12 protein-coding genes are annotated in these 15,889 nt (G+C 63.3%); 2 read left to right on the top strand and 10 right to left on the bottom strand.

Annotation, left to right across the window (positions count from 1 at the left end; translation table 11 throughout):
* Window positions 1-3: 3 nt before the first annotated feature.
* From GTP90_RS12225 to aptA, 9 genes are all read right to left on the bottom strand, one after another.
* On the bottom strand, window positions 4-1,671 hold the full coding sequence (locus GTP90_RS12225; protein ID WP_161083799.1) for a putative bifunctional diguanylate cyclase/phosphodiesterase: 1,668 nt from the start codon (window positions 1,669-1,671) through the stop codon (window positions 4-6).
* Window positions 1,672-1,726: 55 nt separating this feature from the next.
* Window positions 1,727-2,962 (bottom strand): Zn-dependent hydrolase, encoded by a 1,236-nt coding sequence (locus tag GTP90_RS12230; protein ID WP_161083800.1) that lies wholly within the window; start codon window positions 2,960-2,962, stop codon window positions 1,727-1,729.
* 17 nt (window positions 2,963-2,979) lie between these two features.
* A complete protein-coding gene (hydA, locus tag GTP90_RS12235) occupies window positions 2,980-4,374 on the bottom strand; it encodes a dihydropyrimidinase (protein WP_161083801.1) in 1,395 nt (464 codons plus the stop codon).
* Between the two features lie 21 nt (window positions 4,375-4,395).
* Window positions 4,396-5,877 (bottom strand): NCS1 family nucleobase:cation symporter-1, encoded by a 1,482-nt coding sequence (locus GTP90_RS12240; RefSeq protein ID WP_161083802.1) that lies wholly within the window; start codon window positions 5,875-5,877, stop codon window positions 4,396-4,398.
* A 73-nt stretch (window positions 5,878-5,950) separates the two neighbouring features.
* The gene (preA, locus tag GTP90_RS12245) at window positions 5,951-7,246 is read right to left on the bottom strand and encodes an NAD-dependent dihydropyrimidine dehydrogenase subunit PreA (RefSeq protein ID WP_161083803.1); all 1,296 of its coding nucleotides are present in this window, start codon (window positions 7,244-7,246) and stop codon (window positions 5,951-5,953) included.
* Complete coding sequence (locus GTP90_RS12250; RefSeq protein WP_161083804.1) at window positions 7,246-8,616, bottom strand: NAD(P)-dependent oxidoreductase; 1,371 nt, start codon at window positions 8,614-8,616, stop codon at window positions 7,246-7,248. The genes preA and GTP90_RS12250 overlap by 1 nt, the downstream gene beginning before the upstream one ends.
* Before the next feature lie 27 nt (window positions 8,617-8,643).
* The gene (locus tag GTP90_RS12255) at window positions 8,644-10,146 is read right to left on the bottom strand and encodes a CoA-acylating methylmalonate-semialdehyde dehydrogenase (RefSeq protein ID WP_161083805.1); all 1,503 of its coding nucleotides are present in this window, start codon (window positions 10,144-10,146) and stop codon (window positions 8,644-8,646) included.
* A gap of 22 nt (window positions 10,147-10,168) precedes the next feature.
* Entirely contained in the window at window positions 10,169-11,284 is a 1,116-nt protein-coding gene (gene ald / locus GTP90_RS12260; protein WP_161083806.1) for an alanine dehydrogenase, read from the bottom strand.
* 13 nt (window positions 11,285-11,297) lie between these two features.
* Complete coding sequence (aptA, locus tag GTP90_RS12265; protein WP_161083807.1) at window positions 11,298-12,614, bottom strand: omega-aminotransferase AptA; 1,317 nt, start codon at window positions 12,612-12,614, stop codon at window positions 11,298-11,300.
* Window positions 12,615-12,804: 190 nt separating this feature from the next.
* Here aptA and GTP90_RS12270 point away from each other — a divergent pair, with 190 nt between their 5' ends.
* Together GTP90_RS12270 and GTP90_RS12275 are read left to right on the top strand one after the other, a co-directional pair.
* A complete protein-coding gene (locus GTP90_RS12270) occupies window positions 12,805-14,280 on the top strand; it encodes an aminotransferase-like domain-containing protein (RefSeq protein WP_161083808.1) in 1,476 nt (491 codons plus the stop codon).
* A complete protein-coding gene (locus tag GTP90_RS12275) occupies window positions 14,262-14,942 on the top strand; it encodes a TetR/AcrR family transcriptional regulator (RefSeq protein WP_161083809.1) in 681 nt (226 codons plus the stop codon). The genes GTP90_RS12270 and GTP90_RS12275 overlap by 19 nt, the downstream gene beginning before the upstream one ends.
* Here the strand turns inward: GTP90_RS12275 and GTP90_RS12280 are convergent.
* A complete protein-coding gene (locus tag GTP90_RS12280; RefSeq protein ID WP_175048067.1) occupies window positions 14,905-15,834 on the bottom strand; it encodes a choice-of-anchor A family protein in 930 nt (309 codons plus the stop codon). The genes GTP90_RS12275 and GTP90_RS12280 overlap by 38 nt on opposite strands.
* Between the last annotated feature and the right edge of the window lie 55 nt (window positions 15,835-15,889).

The following is a 15,889-nucleotide window of genomic DNA, read 5'->3' on the forward strand; positions in this document are numbered from 1 at the left end:
GATTTACAGGTTTGCGATCAGCGCCAACAGCTCGGGTTCGGGCAGCGGCTTGCTGAACAAATAGCCTTGATAATACTGGCATCCCTCCGCAATCACAAAGTCGAGCTGCGCCTGCGTCTCCACACCCTCGGCCAACACCGACATGTTCAGGGCCCTGCCCAGCGAGACGATGATGCGGACGATGGCGGCGCCGCTGTCCTCTTTTGCTGCGCCCCAGATGAATGAACGGTCTATCTTCAGCTGATCCAGCGGCAGCCGGTGCAGATACGACAGCGACGAATAACCGGTACCGAAATCGTCCAGCGCGAAGCTGACGCCGGCGGCGCGCAGCCGCTGCATCTTCTCGACCGTACCGCCGACATCCTTTAGCAGCAGGCTTTCCGTCAATTCGAGCCGCAGCCTGTCGGCGCGCGCGCCGGTTTGCGCCAGCGTCTCCAGCACATGCTCGACGAAGTCCGGCCGGTGAAACTGCGATGCACTGACATTGACCGCCATCTCCAGCCCCGCCGTGCGCGCATCGCCGGCCCATGCCGCCAGCCGCTGGCAAGCCTCGCGCATCACCCAGCGCCCCAACGGCAGGATCAGGTTCGACTCCTCCGCCACCGGTATGAAATCGGCGGGCGACACCATTCCGCGCTGCGGATGGCTCCAGCGCACCAGCGCCTCCGCGCCGGCCATGGCGCCATCCATGCACATCAAGGGCTGGTAGTGCAGCACGAATTCGCCGTTGCCCAGCGCGCGCCGCAGGTCCGCCTCCAGCGCAGCCCGTGCGCTGACCCTTGCCTGCATCGCCGGATCGAAGAACGAGACGGTATTGCGTCCCGCCGCCTTGGCCTGGTACATGGCCAAGTCGGCGCGCTTCAACACCTCGTCCACGTTGCCGCCGCTGAACACCGTGATACCGATGCTGGGCGTGCTGTGGTGGTCCATGCCGTCGATCGCGAACGGCTCGCTGAACGCATGGACGATCTTGAGCGCGATCTCCTGCGCCGCCGTGGCGGCATCGTTCTCCGTGGCGCCCAGGTCCTCCAGCAGCACGATGAACTCGTCGCCGCCGAAGCGCGCCACCGTATCGCAGCCGCGCACCTCGGCGCGCAGGCGGGCCGCGACCATCTGCAACAGCATGTCTCCTTTGTCATGCCCGCGTGTGTCGTTGATGGTCTTGAAGTTATCCAGGTCGATGAACAGCATCGCGCCCAAATGGCCCAGCGAGAGCGCGTGGCCGGCGCGGTCGAGCAGCAACTGACGGTTCGGCAGGCCGGTGAGCTGGTCGTAAAAGGCCATGCTGTGGATCCGAGCCTCGGCGGCCTTGCGCTCGCTGATGTCGCGGAAGTAGATGGTCAGGCCAGCTTCCGATGGATAGGCGCGGATCTCGGTCCACAGGTCGAGCGGCACATAATGCTCCTCGAACGCCACGGGGCTGTTGGTCTCCACCGCCTGCTGGTAGGCGCGGTGGTAAGGGCCGTCGACCGCTTCCGGGAAGACCTGCCACACGTTCCGGCCCATCACCTCCGCGCGACGCACTTGCAGCAGGCGCTCCGCGTTGCCGTTCATGTAGCGGATGTTCCAGCTGCGGTCCAGCACCAGAACCGCATCGGAGATGCTTTCCAGCGTGACCGCAGGGCAGCCTGTCTCCAGCGCCGCCGCCTGGGATTGGGGTGGTTCTATCATGTTGGAAGCCGGGAGAGCGTGACTTTAGCCAGTATGCTCCCCGGCCCCGCGACGGTCAAACAATACGGGCACGCTCCAGCATCGCATGCAACAGAACGTTGCAGCCCGCCTCCAGGTGCTCGGACTTGGCGTCCTCGATTTCATTGTGGCTGATGCCATCCTTGCAAGGCACGAAGATCATGCCGGCAGGAGCCAGGCGCGCCGCGTAGATCGCATCGTGGCCCGCGCCGGAGACCACGTCCATGGTCGAATATCCCAGCTTGGCGGTGGCGTTGCGCACCGCGTCCACGCACTCCGGATGGAACGGGCACGGAGGATAGTACGACACACGCTCGATCGAAATCTTCAAGCCGGTTTCGCTGCGGGTCTTGTCGATAAAGGCCAGCATTTCCTCGTGCATGGTGTTGAGCAGCTCATCGTTCACGTTGCGCAGGTCGATGCTGAATTTGACTTCGCCCGGTATCACGTTGCGGCTGTTCGGGAACACCTGCACCATGCCCACCGTGCCGCGTCCATATGGCGGATAGCGGTTGGCGATGGCCACAACCTCCTGCATGATCTTGGTGGCCACCTGCAGCGCGTCCTTGCGCAGGCCCATGGGCGTTGGGCCGGCGTGGGCTTCCATGCCGCTCACCACGCAGTCGTACCAGGACAGACCCATCACCGCAGGCACCACGCCGATCACCTTGTCGGCATCCTCCAGCACCGGGCCTTGTTCGATATGGGTCTCGAAGTAGGCGCCGATGGGATGATCGCCCGGCACCTGCGTGCCCTTGTAACCGATGCGCGCCAGTTCTTCGCCGACGGTCTTGCCCTCGGTGTCCTTGGCGGCGTATGCCGTCTCCAGGCTGAAGGCGCCGCAGAACACGCCGGAGCCCATCATCACCGGCACGAAGCGCGAGCCTTCCTCGTTGGTCCAGAAGGCGACTTCGATCGGTGCCTCGGTCTTGATCTTCAAATCGTTCAGCGTGCGTACGACCTCCAGGCCAGCCAGCACGCCATAGTTGCCGTCGAACTTACCGCCGGTTGGCTGCGTGTCGATATGACTGCCGGTCATCACCGGCGGCAGCGTGTTGTTGGTGCCGTCGCGGCGCATGAAGACATTGCCGATCTGGTCGACCGTGACCGACATGCCGGCGGCCTTGCCCCAGCCGACCACCAGGTCGCGGCCCTGCTTGTCCAGGTCCGTCAGGGCCAGGCGCTTGACGCCGCCCTTGGCGGTGGCGCCTATCTGTGCCAGTTCCATCAGCGCCGCCCACAGGCGGTCACCATTGATGCGCATTTCGCTCATTACCCTGCTCCTCTTGATTAGCGTGCGGACGTGGACTTGAACGCCGGGCGATCGATGTGGCGGCCCGCGCCTTCCTCCGCCATCAGCACACCGCGATGGAACACCACGTTGCCAGCGGCCAGCGTGGTGCTCGGGATGCCGCGCACGGTGCGGCCTTCGAATACGTTAAAACCACCCTTGGCAAACTGCGTCAGCGACGATATGGTGCGGCTGCCTTCCGGATCCCAGACGACGATGTCGGCATCGGCGCCGACGGCGATCACGCCCTTGCGTGGATACATATTGAAAATCTGTGCCGCGTTGGTCGACGTCACCTTGACGAATTCCGACGGCGTCAGCAAACCGGTGTTGACGCCCGCGTCCCACACCACCGACATGCGGTCCTCGACGCCGCCGCAGCCGTTGGGGATCTTGGTGAAGTCATCCCTGCCCGCCGCCTTCTGCTCCGCGCAGAAGGTGCAGTGGTCGGTCGCGGTGGTGTGCAGGTTGCCGCCTTGCAGGCCATGCCACAACGCGGCCTGGTGATGCTTGCTGCGGAACGGAGGGCTCATCACGTGGCCAGCCGCGTAATCCAGGTCTTCGCTCTGGTACACGCTGTCGTCGATGACCAGGTGGCCGGCCAGCGCCTCGCCGTACACGCGCTGCCCGTTGGCGCGCGCGCGGGTGATGGCATCCAGCGATTCGGCGCAGGAGACGTGGACGATGTACACCGGCGTGTTGAGCACATTGGCAATCGCGATGGCGCGGTTGGCCGCTTCCGCCTCCACCGCCGGTGGGCGCGACAGCGGATGCGAACTCGGTCCGGTCATGCCCTTCTTCAGCAGGTCCTGCTGCAGCTGATAAACCAGCTCGCCGTTCTCCGCGTGCACGGTCGGAATCGCGCCCAGTTCCAGCGAGCGGCGGAAGCTCTTCACCAGCGTCTCGTCGTCGGCCATGATGGCGTTCTTGTACGCCATGAAGTGCTTGAAGCTGTTGACGCCGTGGTCGCGCACCAATATGCCCATGTCGCGGTGCACCGTCTCGTCCCACCAGGTGATCGCGACGTGGAAGGTGTAGTCGCCGGCCGCCTTTTGCGCCCAGCCGCGCCACTGGTGATAAGCCTCGATCAGGTTCTGCTTCGGCGCCGGTATCACGAAGTCCATGATGGTGGTGGTGCCGCCGGCCAGGCCGGCGGCGGTGCCGGTGTAGAAGTCATCCTGCGTCACGGTACCCATGAACGGCAAGTTCATGTGAGTGTGCGTGTCTATCCCGCCCGGCATCACGTACTGGCCGCTGGCGTCGATCACCTTGGCCGAATGCGGCGCGTCGAGGTTCTCGCCGACCGCGACGATCTTGTCGCCGTAGCACAGCACATCGGCGCGAAAAGCGCGGTCGGCGTTGACGACGGTGCCGCCACGGATGATAGTTGTCATAGACGTCTCCAAGAATCTCTTTTAGGGATGGGCGGCCCGCACCGCGGGCACCGCTTTGCCCTTCATCATAACTCCATACACCAGCGCGGAAACAGCGATTCCCACAAACCATGCGTAGGTGTAGATGGTTTTAAAACCGGAAGCCACATCCTGGAAGGACGCGGGGAATGCGGCGTTGAGGAAGCCCGGAATATTCGGCAGCACGCCGGCCACGAAGGCCACCAGCGCGGCCGTGTTCCAGCCGTTGCCATATGAGTACTGGCCGTCCTCGCGATACAGTTCGCCGACATTCAGCTCGGTCTTGCGCACCAGGTAGTAGTCGACGATCAGGATGCCGGCGATGGGACCCAGCAGCGCCGAGTAGCCGATCAACCAGGTGAAGATATAGCCCTGAGTGGATTCCAGTATTTTCCAGGGCATCATCAGGATCGCGATGGCGGCGGTGATGTAGCCGCCCACCTTGTACGAAATCTGCTTCGGCGCCAGCGACGAAAAATCGTAGGCCGGGCCGACCAGGTTCGCGGCCAGGTTAACGGAGACAGTGTCGATCAACAGGATCAACAGCGCGACCAGCACGGCTGCGCCGGTCATGCGGCTGGAAAGGTCAACCGGATCCCAGATCGCCTTGCCGTACAAAACCACCGTGGCCGAGGTGACGATCACCGCCATCATCGCCAGCAGCCCCATAGGCACCGGCAGGCCGACAGATTGGCCCAGCACCTGGTCGCGCTGCGATTTGGCGAAGCGGGTAAAGTCGGGAATGTTCAGCGCCAGCGTGGCCCAGAAGCCGACCATCGCCGTCAGCGAAGGCCAGAAAGTGGACCAGAACTGGCCGGCCTTCTTGCCGCCTTCGACAAACTGCGAAGGTGCCGACAGCAGGTCGCCGAAGCCGCCGGCCTTGTTGTAGACCCATCCCAGCAGCACGAAGCAGATCAGGATCTTCAGCGGTGCGGTGTAGGTTTCCAGTTTGCGGATCGCGTCCATGCCGTGCACGATGTACCAGAACTGCACGCCCCAGAAAGCCAGGAAGCACAGCAGCTGCGCGCCGTTGATGCCGAGGCCCGCGATCTTTGCGCCGCCGATTTCGCCGCCCATCATCACGCCGAGCAGCGTGTAGATCATCTGCCCGCCGAACCAGGTCTGGATGCCATACCAGCCGCAGGCGACGATGGCGCGCATCAGCGCCGGCAAGCGCGCGCCGGCGGTACCGAACGACGAACGGGCCAGCACCGCATACGGAATGCCGTACTTGGTGCCGGCATGGCCGATCAACAGCATCGGCAGCAAAACAATAGCGTTCGCAAGGAACACCGTGAGCACGGCCTGATAACCGGACATGCCCCCTTCAATCAAACTGGCGGACAGCGTGTAGGCCGGTATGCACATCACCATGCCGACCCACAGCGCGGCGAAGTGATACCAGCGCCATGTACGTTGCGCCGCCGTTGTCGGGGCCAGGTCTTCGTTCCAGAGTTGCGTGCTGCCAGGGAGTTCTTTGCTCACGGGGCTTTCTCCAAAGGGTTATGTATCCTTCTATCGCTGCAAGTTCCGTACCTATACCGCGCATTTATACCATTTATACTGTTTCCGCCGCCTTGATGTTCTCCGCGCGCGGGTTGCGCGGGTCCTGCGTCCAGTTCATGTATGGCTTGCCTGTCTCCTGCGGCACCATCGTGATGCAGCCCTGCACCGGACAGGTGATTTCGCACAGGTTGCAGCCCACGCACTCCTCCTTGATCACCTCATACGTGCGCGTGCCGGTGGCCGCGTCGATCAGCTGTGCGATCGACTGGTGCGACGTATCCTCGCAGGCCACATAACAGCGGCCGCACTTGATGCAGTCGTCCTGGTTGATCTGCGCGATCACCTGATAGTTCATGTTCAGGTACTTCCAGTCCGTCGTATTCGGCACCGCCTTGCCGACGAATTCGCTGATGCTCTTGTAGCCCTTCTCGTCCATCCAGCGCGAAAGGCCGTCCTTCATTTCTTCGACGATGCGGAAGCCGTGCAGCATGGCGGCGGTGCAGACCTGCACGCAGCCCGAACCCAGCGCCATGAACTCCGCCGCGTCGCGCCAGTTGCCGATGCCGCCGATGCCGGAAATCGGCAAGCCTTTGGTCTGCGGATCACGCGCGATCTCGGCCACCATGTTCAGCGCGATCGGCTTGACCGCCGAACCGCAGTAGCCGCCATGGGTGCTGGCGCCGCCCACGATCGGGAAGGCCACCATCTGGTCCAGGTCCAGGTGCGTGATCGAGTTGATGGTATTGATCAGCGAAACCGCGTCCGCGCCGCCCGCCTTGGCCGCGCGCGCCGGTGCGCGCACGTCGGTGATGTTGGGCGTGAGCTTGACGATGACCGGCAGCTTGGAGTGCGTCTTGCACCAGCGCGTGACCATCTCCACGTATTCGGGAACCTGGCCCACGGCCGCGCCCATGCCGCGCTCCGGCATGCCGTGCGGGCAGCCGAAATTGAGTTCGATGCCGTCGGCGCCGGTGGCTTCCACTTTCGGCAGGATGTCGGCCCACAGTTTTTCTTCGCACGGCAGCATCAGCGAAACGATGATGACCCGGTCCGGCCAGTCCTTCTTCACCTGCGTGATCTCTTGCAGGTTGATTTCCAGCGAGCGGTCGGTGATCAATTCGATGTTATTGAAACCGATGACTTCGCGGTTCTTGCCGTAGTGCGCGGAGTAGCGCGACGACACGTTGACGGCGGCCGGATCCTCGCCCAGCGTTTTCCACACCACGCCGCCCCAACCCGCCTCGAAAGCGCGTACCACGTTGTAGGCCTTGTCGGTCGGCGGCGCGGAGGCCAGCCAGAACGGATTGATGGACTTGATGCCGCAGAATTCTATGCTCAGGTCAGCCATTATGCAGCCTCCTTCATACCGTTGATGTCTTGATGAATGGCGTGTGCCGCCAGTTTTCCGTGCTGTACCGCCTGCACGGTCAGGTCCTGTCCGGGCGCCACACAGTCGCCGCCGGCGTAGATACGCGGCAGGACTGTGCGGAACTGATCATCGACGTGGATTTTGTCGCCGTCGCGTTTCAGCGTTTTCGCCAGTGGATCACTGATGCTCTTTTCGTCCATGCCCTGGCCGATGGCTTTGAAGATCGCGTCGGCCGCGATCTCGAAAGTCTCACCGGTGCCGGCCAGACGACCGTTGATGATTGCGGTTTTCTCGAAGCGCATGCCGCGCACGCGGCCCGCTTCGTCCAGCAGCACTTGCTGCGGCTGGGCCCAGGTGCGCATGCGGACCTGGTTTTCCTTCGCAATGTGTTGTTCGTGTTCGGTGGCGCTCATCGCGTCGAAGCCGCGCCGGTACACTAGCGTGACCTCTTCCGCGCCGAGACGCTGGATCTGCACCGCCATGTCGATGGCGGTATTGCCGGCGCCGATGACGATGGCGCGCGCGGGCAGCGGCAGCTTGCTCAGGTCATCGGCCTGGCGCAGCGCGGCGATGTAATCGACGGCGGCCAGCAGGCCAGGGGCATCCTCGCCGGTCAGGCCCAGTTGCTTGCTGGCGCCCAGGCCCAGGCCGAGGAAAACGGCGTCGTACTGCGCGTGCAGGTCCTTCAGCTGCACGTTGCCGCCCAGCGTCTGGCCATGCTTGATTTCGATGCCGCCGATTTGCAGCAGGAAGTCGACTTCCTTCTGCGCGAAGTTATCGGTCAGCTTGTACTTGGCGATGCCGTATTCATTCAGGCCGCCGGATTTTTCCTTCGCCTCGTAGATCACCACGTCGTTGCCCAGCATCGCCAGGCGGTGCGCGCACGACAGGCCTGCGGGTCCCGCGCCGACGACGGCGATCTTCTTGCCGGTGGAGGCGGCGCGCTTGAACGGATGCTCGGTAATGGTCATGTTGTCGATGGCGTAGCGTTGCAGCAGGCCGATCTTCACCGGCTGGCCTTCGGCATCGTGGTTGCGCACGCAGGCGTCTTCGCACAGGATCTCGGTCGGGCAAACGCGCGAGCAACTGCCGCCCAGGATGTTCTGCTTCAGGATGCCGACGGCCGCGCCGTTGACATTACCCTCATGGATATTGCGGATAAAACTGGCGACATCGATATCGGATGGGCAGATGCGCGTGCACGGCGCATCGTAGCAATACAGGCAGCGCGAGCTTTCGATCGCGGCCTGGCGCGCATTCAGCGCGGGAGCCAGGTCGGTGAAGTGTTCCGCCAGTGCGGCATTGGCTTCCTTCGGCTGGGGCATGTATTTCAGAGATTCGATCATCATACGATTTCCTGGCTAACGTGGTGGCGATTACTTCATCTGAGGGAATGCAAATTCTGCGCCAGCGCTTGCGGTGTTCGGCCAGCGCTGCATCACCGCCTTGTGGCGCGTGTAGAAACGCACGCCTTCGGGACCATAAGCGTGATGGTCGCCGAACAGGCTGCGCTTCCATCCGCCGAAACTGTTGAAGGCCATCGGCACCGGCAGCGGTATGTTCACGCCCACCATGCCGACCTGTATCTGCCGCACGAACTCGCGCGCCACGCCACCGTCGCGCGTGTAGATCGCCACGCCGTTGCCGTACTCGTTACGGTTGATCAGCTCCACCGCACTGCCCACGTCCGGCGAGCGCATCATGCACAGCACTGGGCCGAAAATCTCTTCCTTGTAGATCGTCATATCCGGCGTGACGTGGTCGAACAAAGTGCCGCCGATGAAGAAGCCGTTCTCGCGCCCAGCAACGACGTGATTGCGGCCATCGACCACCAACTTGGCGCCCTGCTCCACACCCTCTCCGATCAAGCGCTCTATACGCTGCTTGGCCGCGCTTGAAACGACCGGTCCCATTTCCGCATCCGACGCCATGCCGTCGCGCACTTTCAGTGCGGCGGTGCGCTTTGCCAGTGCGTCGATGATCTTGTCGCCGGCATCGCCGACCGCCACCACCACGGAGATCGCCATGCAGCGCTCACCGGCCGAGCCATAGGCCGCGCCCATCAGCGCATCGACGGTCATCTCCATGTCCGCATCCGGCATGACGACCATGTGGTTCTTGGCGCCGCCCAAAGCCTGCACGCGCTTGCCCGCCGCGCAGCCGCGCGCGTAGATGTATTCTGCGATCGGCGTCGAGCCGACGAAGCTCACCGCCTGCACCACCGGATGGTCCAGCAACGCGTCGACGGTCACCTTGTCGCCCTGGATGACGTTGAACACGCCGTCCGGCAAACCGGCTTCCTTCAGCAGCCGCGCATGCAGCAGCGACGGCGACGGATCGCGCTCGGAAGGCTTGAGGATAAAGGTGTTCCCGCATGCGAGAGCGACGGGGAACATCCACATCGGCACCATCACCGGGAAGTTGAACGGCGTGATGCCGGCCACCACACCCAGCGCCTGGCGCATCGACCATGCATCGATGCCGCGCGAAATCTGGTCGGTGAATTCGCCCTTCAGCAGTTGCGGAATGCCGACTGCGAATTCCACCATCTCGATGCCGCGCGCCACCTCGCCCTGCGCGTCGGCGAAGGTCTTGCCGTGTTCACGCGTCAGCATCGCCGCGAATTCGTCGGTGTGCTGCTGGCACAGTTGCAGGTATTTGAAGAGAACGCGGGCGCGCGTCAGCGGCGGCGTGGCGGACCACGCCGGAAAAGCTTTTTCCGCCGCGCGCACGGCGGCGTCGACTTCCTCCGTCGTACCCAGGGCGACCCTGGCCACCGGCTCGCCCAGCGCGGGATTGAACACGTCCGCATAGCGGCCGCTTTGCGTATCGACTTTACTGCCGTTGATGTAGTGGGTGATGGTGTCCAGGTCGCTCATGATCTTCTTTCAAATTTCGGGATCAGCCCAGCAGGCTGTCCGCGTCAACATAGGTATAGCCAAGGCCGTGCGCCACCGCTTCATAGGTGACGTGGCCGAGACAGACATTCAAACCGTTCTTCAGGTGCGGATTGGCTTTCAGCGCTTTCTGCCAACCCTTGTCGGCCAGCGCCAGCGCGTGGCCGATGGTCGCGTTATTCAGTGCGAAGGTCGACGTGCGGGCCACCGCGCCCGGCATGTTGGCCACGCAGTAGTGGATCACGCCGTCGACCACGTAGGTCGGCTTTTCGTGCGTGGTGGCGTGCGAGGTTTCGAAGCATCCGCCCTGGTCGATGGCGACATCCACCACCACCGCGCCCGGCTTCATGCGCGCGATCATTTCCTTGGTCACCAGCTTGGGCGCCGCGGCGCCTGGCACCAGCACGCCGCCGATCACCAGGTCCGCGTCCAGCACCGCTTCCTCGATCGAGTGCGCGTTCGAATACATGGTCGAGATGCGGTTGCCGTAGATGAGGTCCAGCTGGCGCAGGCGGTCGATGTTCTTGTCCAAAATCGTCACGCGCGCGCCAATGCCGACCGCCATCTGCAAGGCGTTGGTGCCGACCACGCCGGCGCCGATGATGGCGATGTGGCCGGGCGCCACGCCAGGCACGCCGCCCAGCAACAGGCCCATGCCGCCCTTGGATTTTTCAAGATGCGCGGCGCCGGCCTGGATCGACATGCGCCCCGCCACCTCGCTCATCGGCGCCAGCAGCGGCAAGCCGCCGTTGGCGCCGGTGATGGTTTCGTAGGCGATGCACACCGCGCCCGATTCCACCAGCGCCTTGGTCTGTTCCGGGTCCGGCGCCAGATGCAGATAGGTGTACAGGATCTGGCCCTTGCGCAGCATCGCGCATTCTTCCGGCTGCGGCTCCTTTACTTTGACGATCATCTCGGCGCGGGCGAAGATTTCGGACGCCGCTTCGATGATGGTGGCGCCAGCGCCTTCATACATCGCATCGTTCAAGCCGATGGCTGCGCCGGCGTTTTTTTGTACAAGTACTTGATGGCCACGCAATACGAGTTCCTTCACGCTGGCCGGGGTAAGGCCAACGCGGGACTCCTGGTTCTTGATCTCTTTTGGGACGCCTACCAGCATGGTGTTCTCCTCGTTAGTTTAGGTTTTTAAGTACCGTCGTCAGCTTTCCGAAAAGTTCGTCGATGTGTTTTTTCTCCAGCACTAAAGGTGGCGACAGGGCGATGATGTCGCCGGTGGTACGTATCAGGATGCCGTCGGCAAAGGCCTGCTTGAAGGCGGCGAACGCGCGCGCGCCTGGCTTGCCGGCGATGGGCGCCAGCTCGATGCCCGCGATCAGGCCGATGGTGCGGATGTCGATCACGTGCGGCAGCCCTTTGAGCGAGTGCACCGCGTCGGCCCAGTATTCAGCCATGCCGGCGGCGTGTTCGAGGATCTTCTGTTCCTTGAACACTTCCAGCGTCGCCAGCGAGGCGGCGCAGGCCACGGGGTGGCCCGAGTAGGTGTAGCCGTGGAACAGCTCAATGCCGGCCGGCGCTTCCATGAAGGCGTCGTAGATGAACTGCTTGCTGAACACCGCGCCCATCGGGATCACGCCGTTGGTCAGGCCTTTGGCGGTGGTCATCAGGTCCGGCTCGACGTCGAAGTAGTCGGCAGCGAACGGCGTGGTCAAACGGCCGAAGCCCGTGATCACTTCGTCGAAGATCAGCAGGATGCCGTGCTTGGTGCACAGGTCGCGCAGGCGCTTGAGGTAGCCCTTCGGCGGTATCAGCACGCCGGTGGAACCGGCCACCGGTTCGACGATGACGGCGGCGATGGTCGACGCGTCATGCAGCGCGACGATGCGTTCCAGCTCGTCGGCCAGCTCGGTGCCGTATTCCGGCTCGCCGCGCGTGTAGGCGTTCTTCTCGAGGTTGTGGGTGTGCGGCAGGTGGTCGACGCCAGGCAGCATCACGCCGTACGGCTTGCGGTTGCCGGCGATGCCGCCCACCGAGATGCCGCCGAAGCCCACGCCGTGATAGCCGCGCTCACGGCCGATCAAACGCGTGCGGCTCGCCTCACCGCGCGCCTTGTGGTACGCCAGCGCGATCTTCAGCGCGGTGTCCACCGCCTCGGAACCGGAGTTGGTGTAGAACACCTGGCCGAATTTGTGGTTGGTGTACTCCATCAGCTTTTCGGCCAGGTCGAAGGCGGCCGGGTGGCCCATCTGGAAGGTCGGCGCGAAATCGAGCTGGCCCACCATCTCGCGCACGGCGGCGACGATCCTCGGCTGTGCGTGGCCGCATGGCACGCACCACAGGCCGGCGGTGCCGTCCAGGATGGTGTTGCCGTCCACGTCCTTGTAGTACATGCCTTCCGCCGAGACCAGCAGGCGCGGATGGGCTTTGAAATCGCGGTTGTTCGTAAAAGGCATCCAGAAGGACGCCATCGATTCAGGTCGGGACTCGTTCATGCACATCTCCTAAAAACTGACTTGCGGATTTTTTTGACGAACCGTAAAAAAATTTACCAGTTGGCAAAATGATGATGCAATAATAGACAGCGCAACAACTATGGCACAGATACACAAATATCAAAACTGTCCAACCGTACTGGCAACAAAAACACTACAGTTTTGCTTTCCGCAGCAGATGGAGTCAAGGATGGAACCAGCGATTTCTGTGATCGATCAAACCGGCTGCGCGCCCGAAGCGGCAGGCTGGCCGGTGCTCGCCATAGAGCGCAGCAAGAAAGGCAGCCTGGTCGAGCAGATCGTCGCGGCCATCAGCGCGATGGTGGGCCGCAGGGAGTTGCGCATAGGAACGAAAATGCCGTCGGTGCGGCAATTTGCGAAGTGTAATGGCATCAGCACCTTTACAGTTGTCGAGTCCTATGACCGGCTGGTGACGCTGGGACTGTTGTCGTCGCGCCGCGGTTCCGGCTATTTCGTGGCCCGCCAGGACGTGCCGGCCACGCTGCTGCCGTCCATGCTGCAGGCCACGCCGACCGCCATCGACGCCCTCACCCCCGACCTGTATTCCGGCACCTCCGAGGCGCTGGCCGTGGGCGCCGGCTGGCTGCCGCCCGAATGGTATGGCGAGGACACCATCCTCGACGCCGTGCGCCAGGCGATGCGCATCCCGGCCAACCGCCTGCGCGGCTACGGTCATCCGCTGGGCTTTCCGTCGCTGCGGCAGCAGCTGTCTTCCACGCTGAGCGACGAGCTGTTTCCGGTCGAGCCGGAACAGGTGCTGCTGACCCACGGCGCCACCCACGCCTTCGACCTGGTCCTGCGCACGCTGACCAAGCCGGGCGACACCGTGTTTGTCGAGGATCCCGGCTACAGCAACCTGCTGTCGCTGATACGCCACCACGGCTGTGTGCCGGTCGGCATACCGCGCGGCGAGCATGGACTGGATTTCGACACGCTGGCCAAACAGGCCGCGCAGACCCAGCCCAAGCTCATGTTCGTCAACACGGTGCTGCAAAACCCGCTGGGCACCTCGCTCAGCGCGGCGCAGGCGCACCGCCTGCTTGGGCTGGCCGAGCAGTTCGATTTCTGGCTGGTGGAGGACGACATTTACCGTGAGCTGGCTCCGCGCGGCGAAGCCTCGCTGGCGGCGATGGACGGCCTGCGGCGCGTGATCCGCGTCGGCAGCTTCTCCAAGACGCTGTCGCCGGTGCTGCGCGTGGGTTCGATCTGCGCCTCGGCCTCGCTGATCCCCGAGCTGCTGCGGGTGAAGATGCTGGCCGGCCTGACCACCTCCGAGATAAACGAGCGCGCCGTCTACCACGCCATCACCGCGCGGCCCTACAAGCGCATGGTGGACAAGCTGGCCGCGCAGCTGGCGGCCGGCCGCGAACGCGCCATCGACAGCCTGCGCAGCGTGGGGCTGGAGCCGCTGGCCAAGCCGCGCGGCGGCATGTTCGTCAGCGCCGGCTGGAACCAGGCGCCAACCGCCGAATGGAACGGCAAGATCATCGCCGACCTGGCGCTCAAATCCGGCATCCTGCTGTCGCCGTGCGATTTCTTCATGCTGCGTGCGCCGGAATCGATCTGGTTCCGCTTCAACGTCGCCTACACCGACCACCCACAACTCCTGACCTTCCTGAGACTCACATGCCGACAGCAAAACTGAATGCCGAGCCAGCGCCGAAGATCAAACGGCGCGTTCTCAATCGCGACAAACTGGAAGCCGACATCGCCGCCGAGGCGGTGCGGGTGTTCGCCGAATGCGGCTACGAGGGCACCTCGATCGCCACCGTGGCGGAGAACGCCGGCCTGTCGAAGCAGAACCTGATGTACTACTTCCCCACCAAGCAGGCGCTGTATCAGCGCGTGCTGGACGAGGTGCTGGACGACTGGCTGGAACGGATGGAGAACCTGGCCTCCGGCGACCAGGATCCGCGCGACGTGCTGCGCACCTACGTGCAGGCCAAGCTGAAGTTCTCGCGTGAGCAGCCGTGGGCCTCGCGCGTGTATGCGATGGAGGTGATCAGCGGCGCGCAGCTGTACGGCGCGCAGATCCAGAACCGCGTGGTGCCGCTGGTGCGCAAGGATATCGAGGTGTTCGAGAAGTGGATCAGCGAGGGCAAGATCGCGCCGGTCAACGCGACCCACCTGCTGTTCGCCATCTGGGCGATGACGCAGTCCTATGCGGACTTTTCGGCGCAGATGGCGCTGGTGTTGAACCGCAAGCAGCTGACCAAAAAAGACTTCGACGATGCCGAGAAGGTCATCGTCGACATGGTGCTGTCGGCGATCAGCGTGCCGACGCCTGCTTGCGACGGCGCGCCGTGAAGCCGACCAGGCCCAGGCCGGCCAGCAGCATGGCGTAGGTTTCCGGTTCCGGCACGGCTGAGGTGTAGCCCTGCACGTTGATCGGCTTGAAGAAGTGACTGGCGTTGATCTGCACCGACGACGCCCACGAATCGACGATCACATTGCCGTAGATGACGCCACTGCCACCATCCACTTTGGCCAGCGGCGCCAGGATGTTGGCGGTCAGGCCGGTGTGGATGCCCAGGTCGGTCGCCTGGTAGAAGTTGAACAGCACGTTGTAGTTCTCGAAGCCCTGGTAGCCGCCGTTGAAGCTGGCCTTGTCGCCGCTGACGTTGAGGATCAGCGTGGAGCCGGCATTCAGGTTGCTGAAGTTGAAGTAGGAGACTTTCGACAGCGTCTTGGCGTCGATGTCGATCACTTCCACACTCTTCTTGCTGCCGGCGATATTCAGGCCGCCCCACTGCTCGGTGGCGTTGCCGGTGGTCGACAACTTGGACAGCGAGCCGGAAGTGGCCGTCAACTGGCCGGCCAGCGCGTTCATGTTGACAGGCGCGGCGCCGGTCTTGATTTTCGAATACACGTCGACACTCTGGGTCAGGCTGGCCTTGCCGCCGACGTAGGTGTCGCCGTTCTTGATCGAGCCGCTGGTGAATTGCAGGTCGCGGCCGGCGATCAGCGAATAGCCGCCGAAAGCGTCGACGTTGTTGGCATTGACGGAGTAATTGGCCAGCTGGACATCGCGGCCGGCCATGATGGCGCCCTGCACGTCCGCGCTGGGCGCCTTGAAGTCGGTGAAGGAGAACACATTGGCGCCGTGCAGACCCAGATCCAGCACGGCAGCCTGCGCGCCACCCAGGGAAGCGATTGCAAGAACAACAGCGGAAACAGCGGTTTTCGTGACGGCGACCATGAATAGTTCCTTGATAGCAATTTAAATTACTTCAAGGATACCATAAAATTGCCGT

This window comes from Duganella vulcania (assembly GCF_009857655.1).
Lineage (GTDB): Bacteria > Pseudomonadota > Gammaproteobacteria > Burkholderiales > Burkholderiaceae_D > Rugamonas > Rugamonas vulcania.

What these genes read in the sequence shown, in the direction of transcription:
- GTP90_RS12230 (WP_161083800.1), bottom strand. Translation starts at nt 2,962, where the DNA reads ATGAGCGAAATGCGCATCAATGGTGACCGCCTGTGGGCGGCGCTGATG.
- GTP90_RS12270 (WP_161083808.1), top strand. Translation starts at nt 12,805, where the DNA reads ATGGAACCAGCGATTTCTGTGATCGATCAAACCGGCTGCGCGCCCGAA.
- ald (WP_161083806.1), bottom strand. Translation starts at nt 11,284, where the DNA reads ATGCTGGTAGGCGTCCCAAAAGAGATCAAGAACCAGGAGTCCCGCGTT.
- aptA (WP_161083807.1), bottom strand. Translation starts at nt 12,614, where the DNA reads ATGAACGAGTCCCGACCTGAATCGATGGCGTCCTTCTGGATGCCTTTT.
- preA (WP_161083803.1), bottom strand. Translation starts at nt 7,246, where the DNA reads ATGGCTGACCTGAGCATAGAATTCTGCGGCATCAAGTCCATCAATCCG.
- GTP90_RS12225 (WP_161083799.1), bottom strand. Translation starts at nt 1,671, where the DNA reads ATGATAGAACCACCCCAATCCCAGGCGGCGGCGCTGGAGACAGGCTGC.
- GTP90_RS12255 (WP_161083805.1), bottom strand. Translation starts at nt 10,146, where the DNA reads ATGAGCGACCTGGACACCATCACCCACTACATCAACGGCAGTAAAGTC.
- hydA (WP_161083801.1), bottom strand. Translation starts at nt 4,374, where the DNA reads ATGACAACTATCATCCGTGGCGGCACCGTCGTCAACGCCGACCGCGCT.
- GTP90_RS12275 (WP_161083809.1), top strand. Translation starts at nt 14,262, where the DNA reads ATGCCGACAGCAAAACTGAATGCCGAGCCAGCGCCGAAGATCAAACGG.
- GTP90_RS12280 (WP_175048067.1), bottom strand. Translation starts at nt 15,834, where the DNA reads ATGGTCGCCGTCACGAAAACCGCTGTTTCCGCTGTTGTTCTTGCAATC.
- GTP90_RS12250 (WP_161083804.1), bottom strand. Translation starts at nt 8,616, where the DNA reads ATGATGATCGAATCTCTGAAATACATGCCCCAGCCGAAGGAAGCCAAT.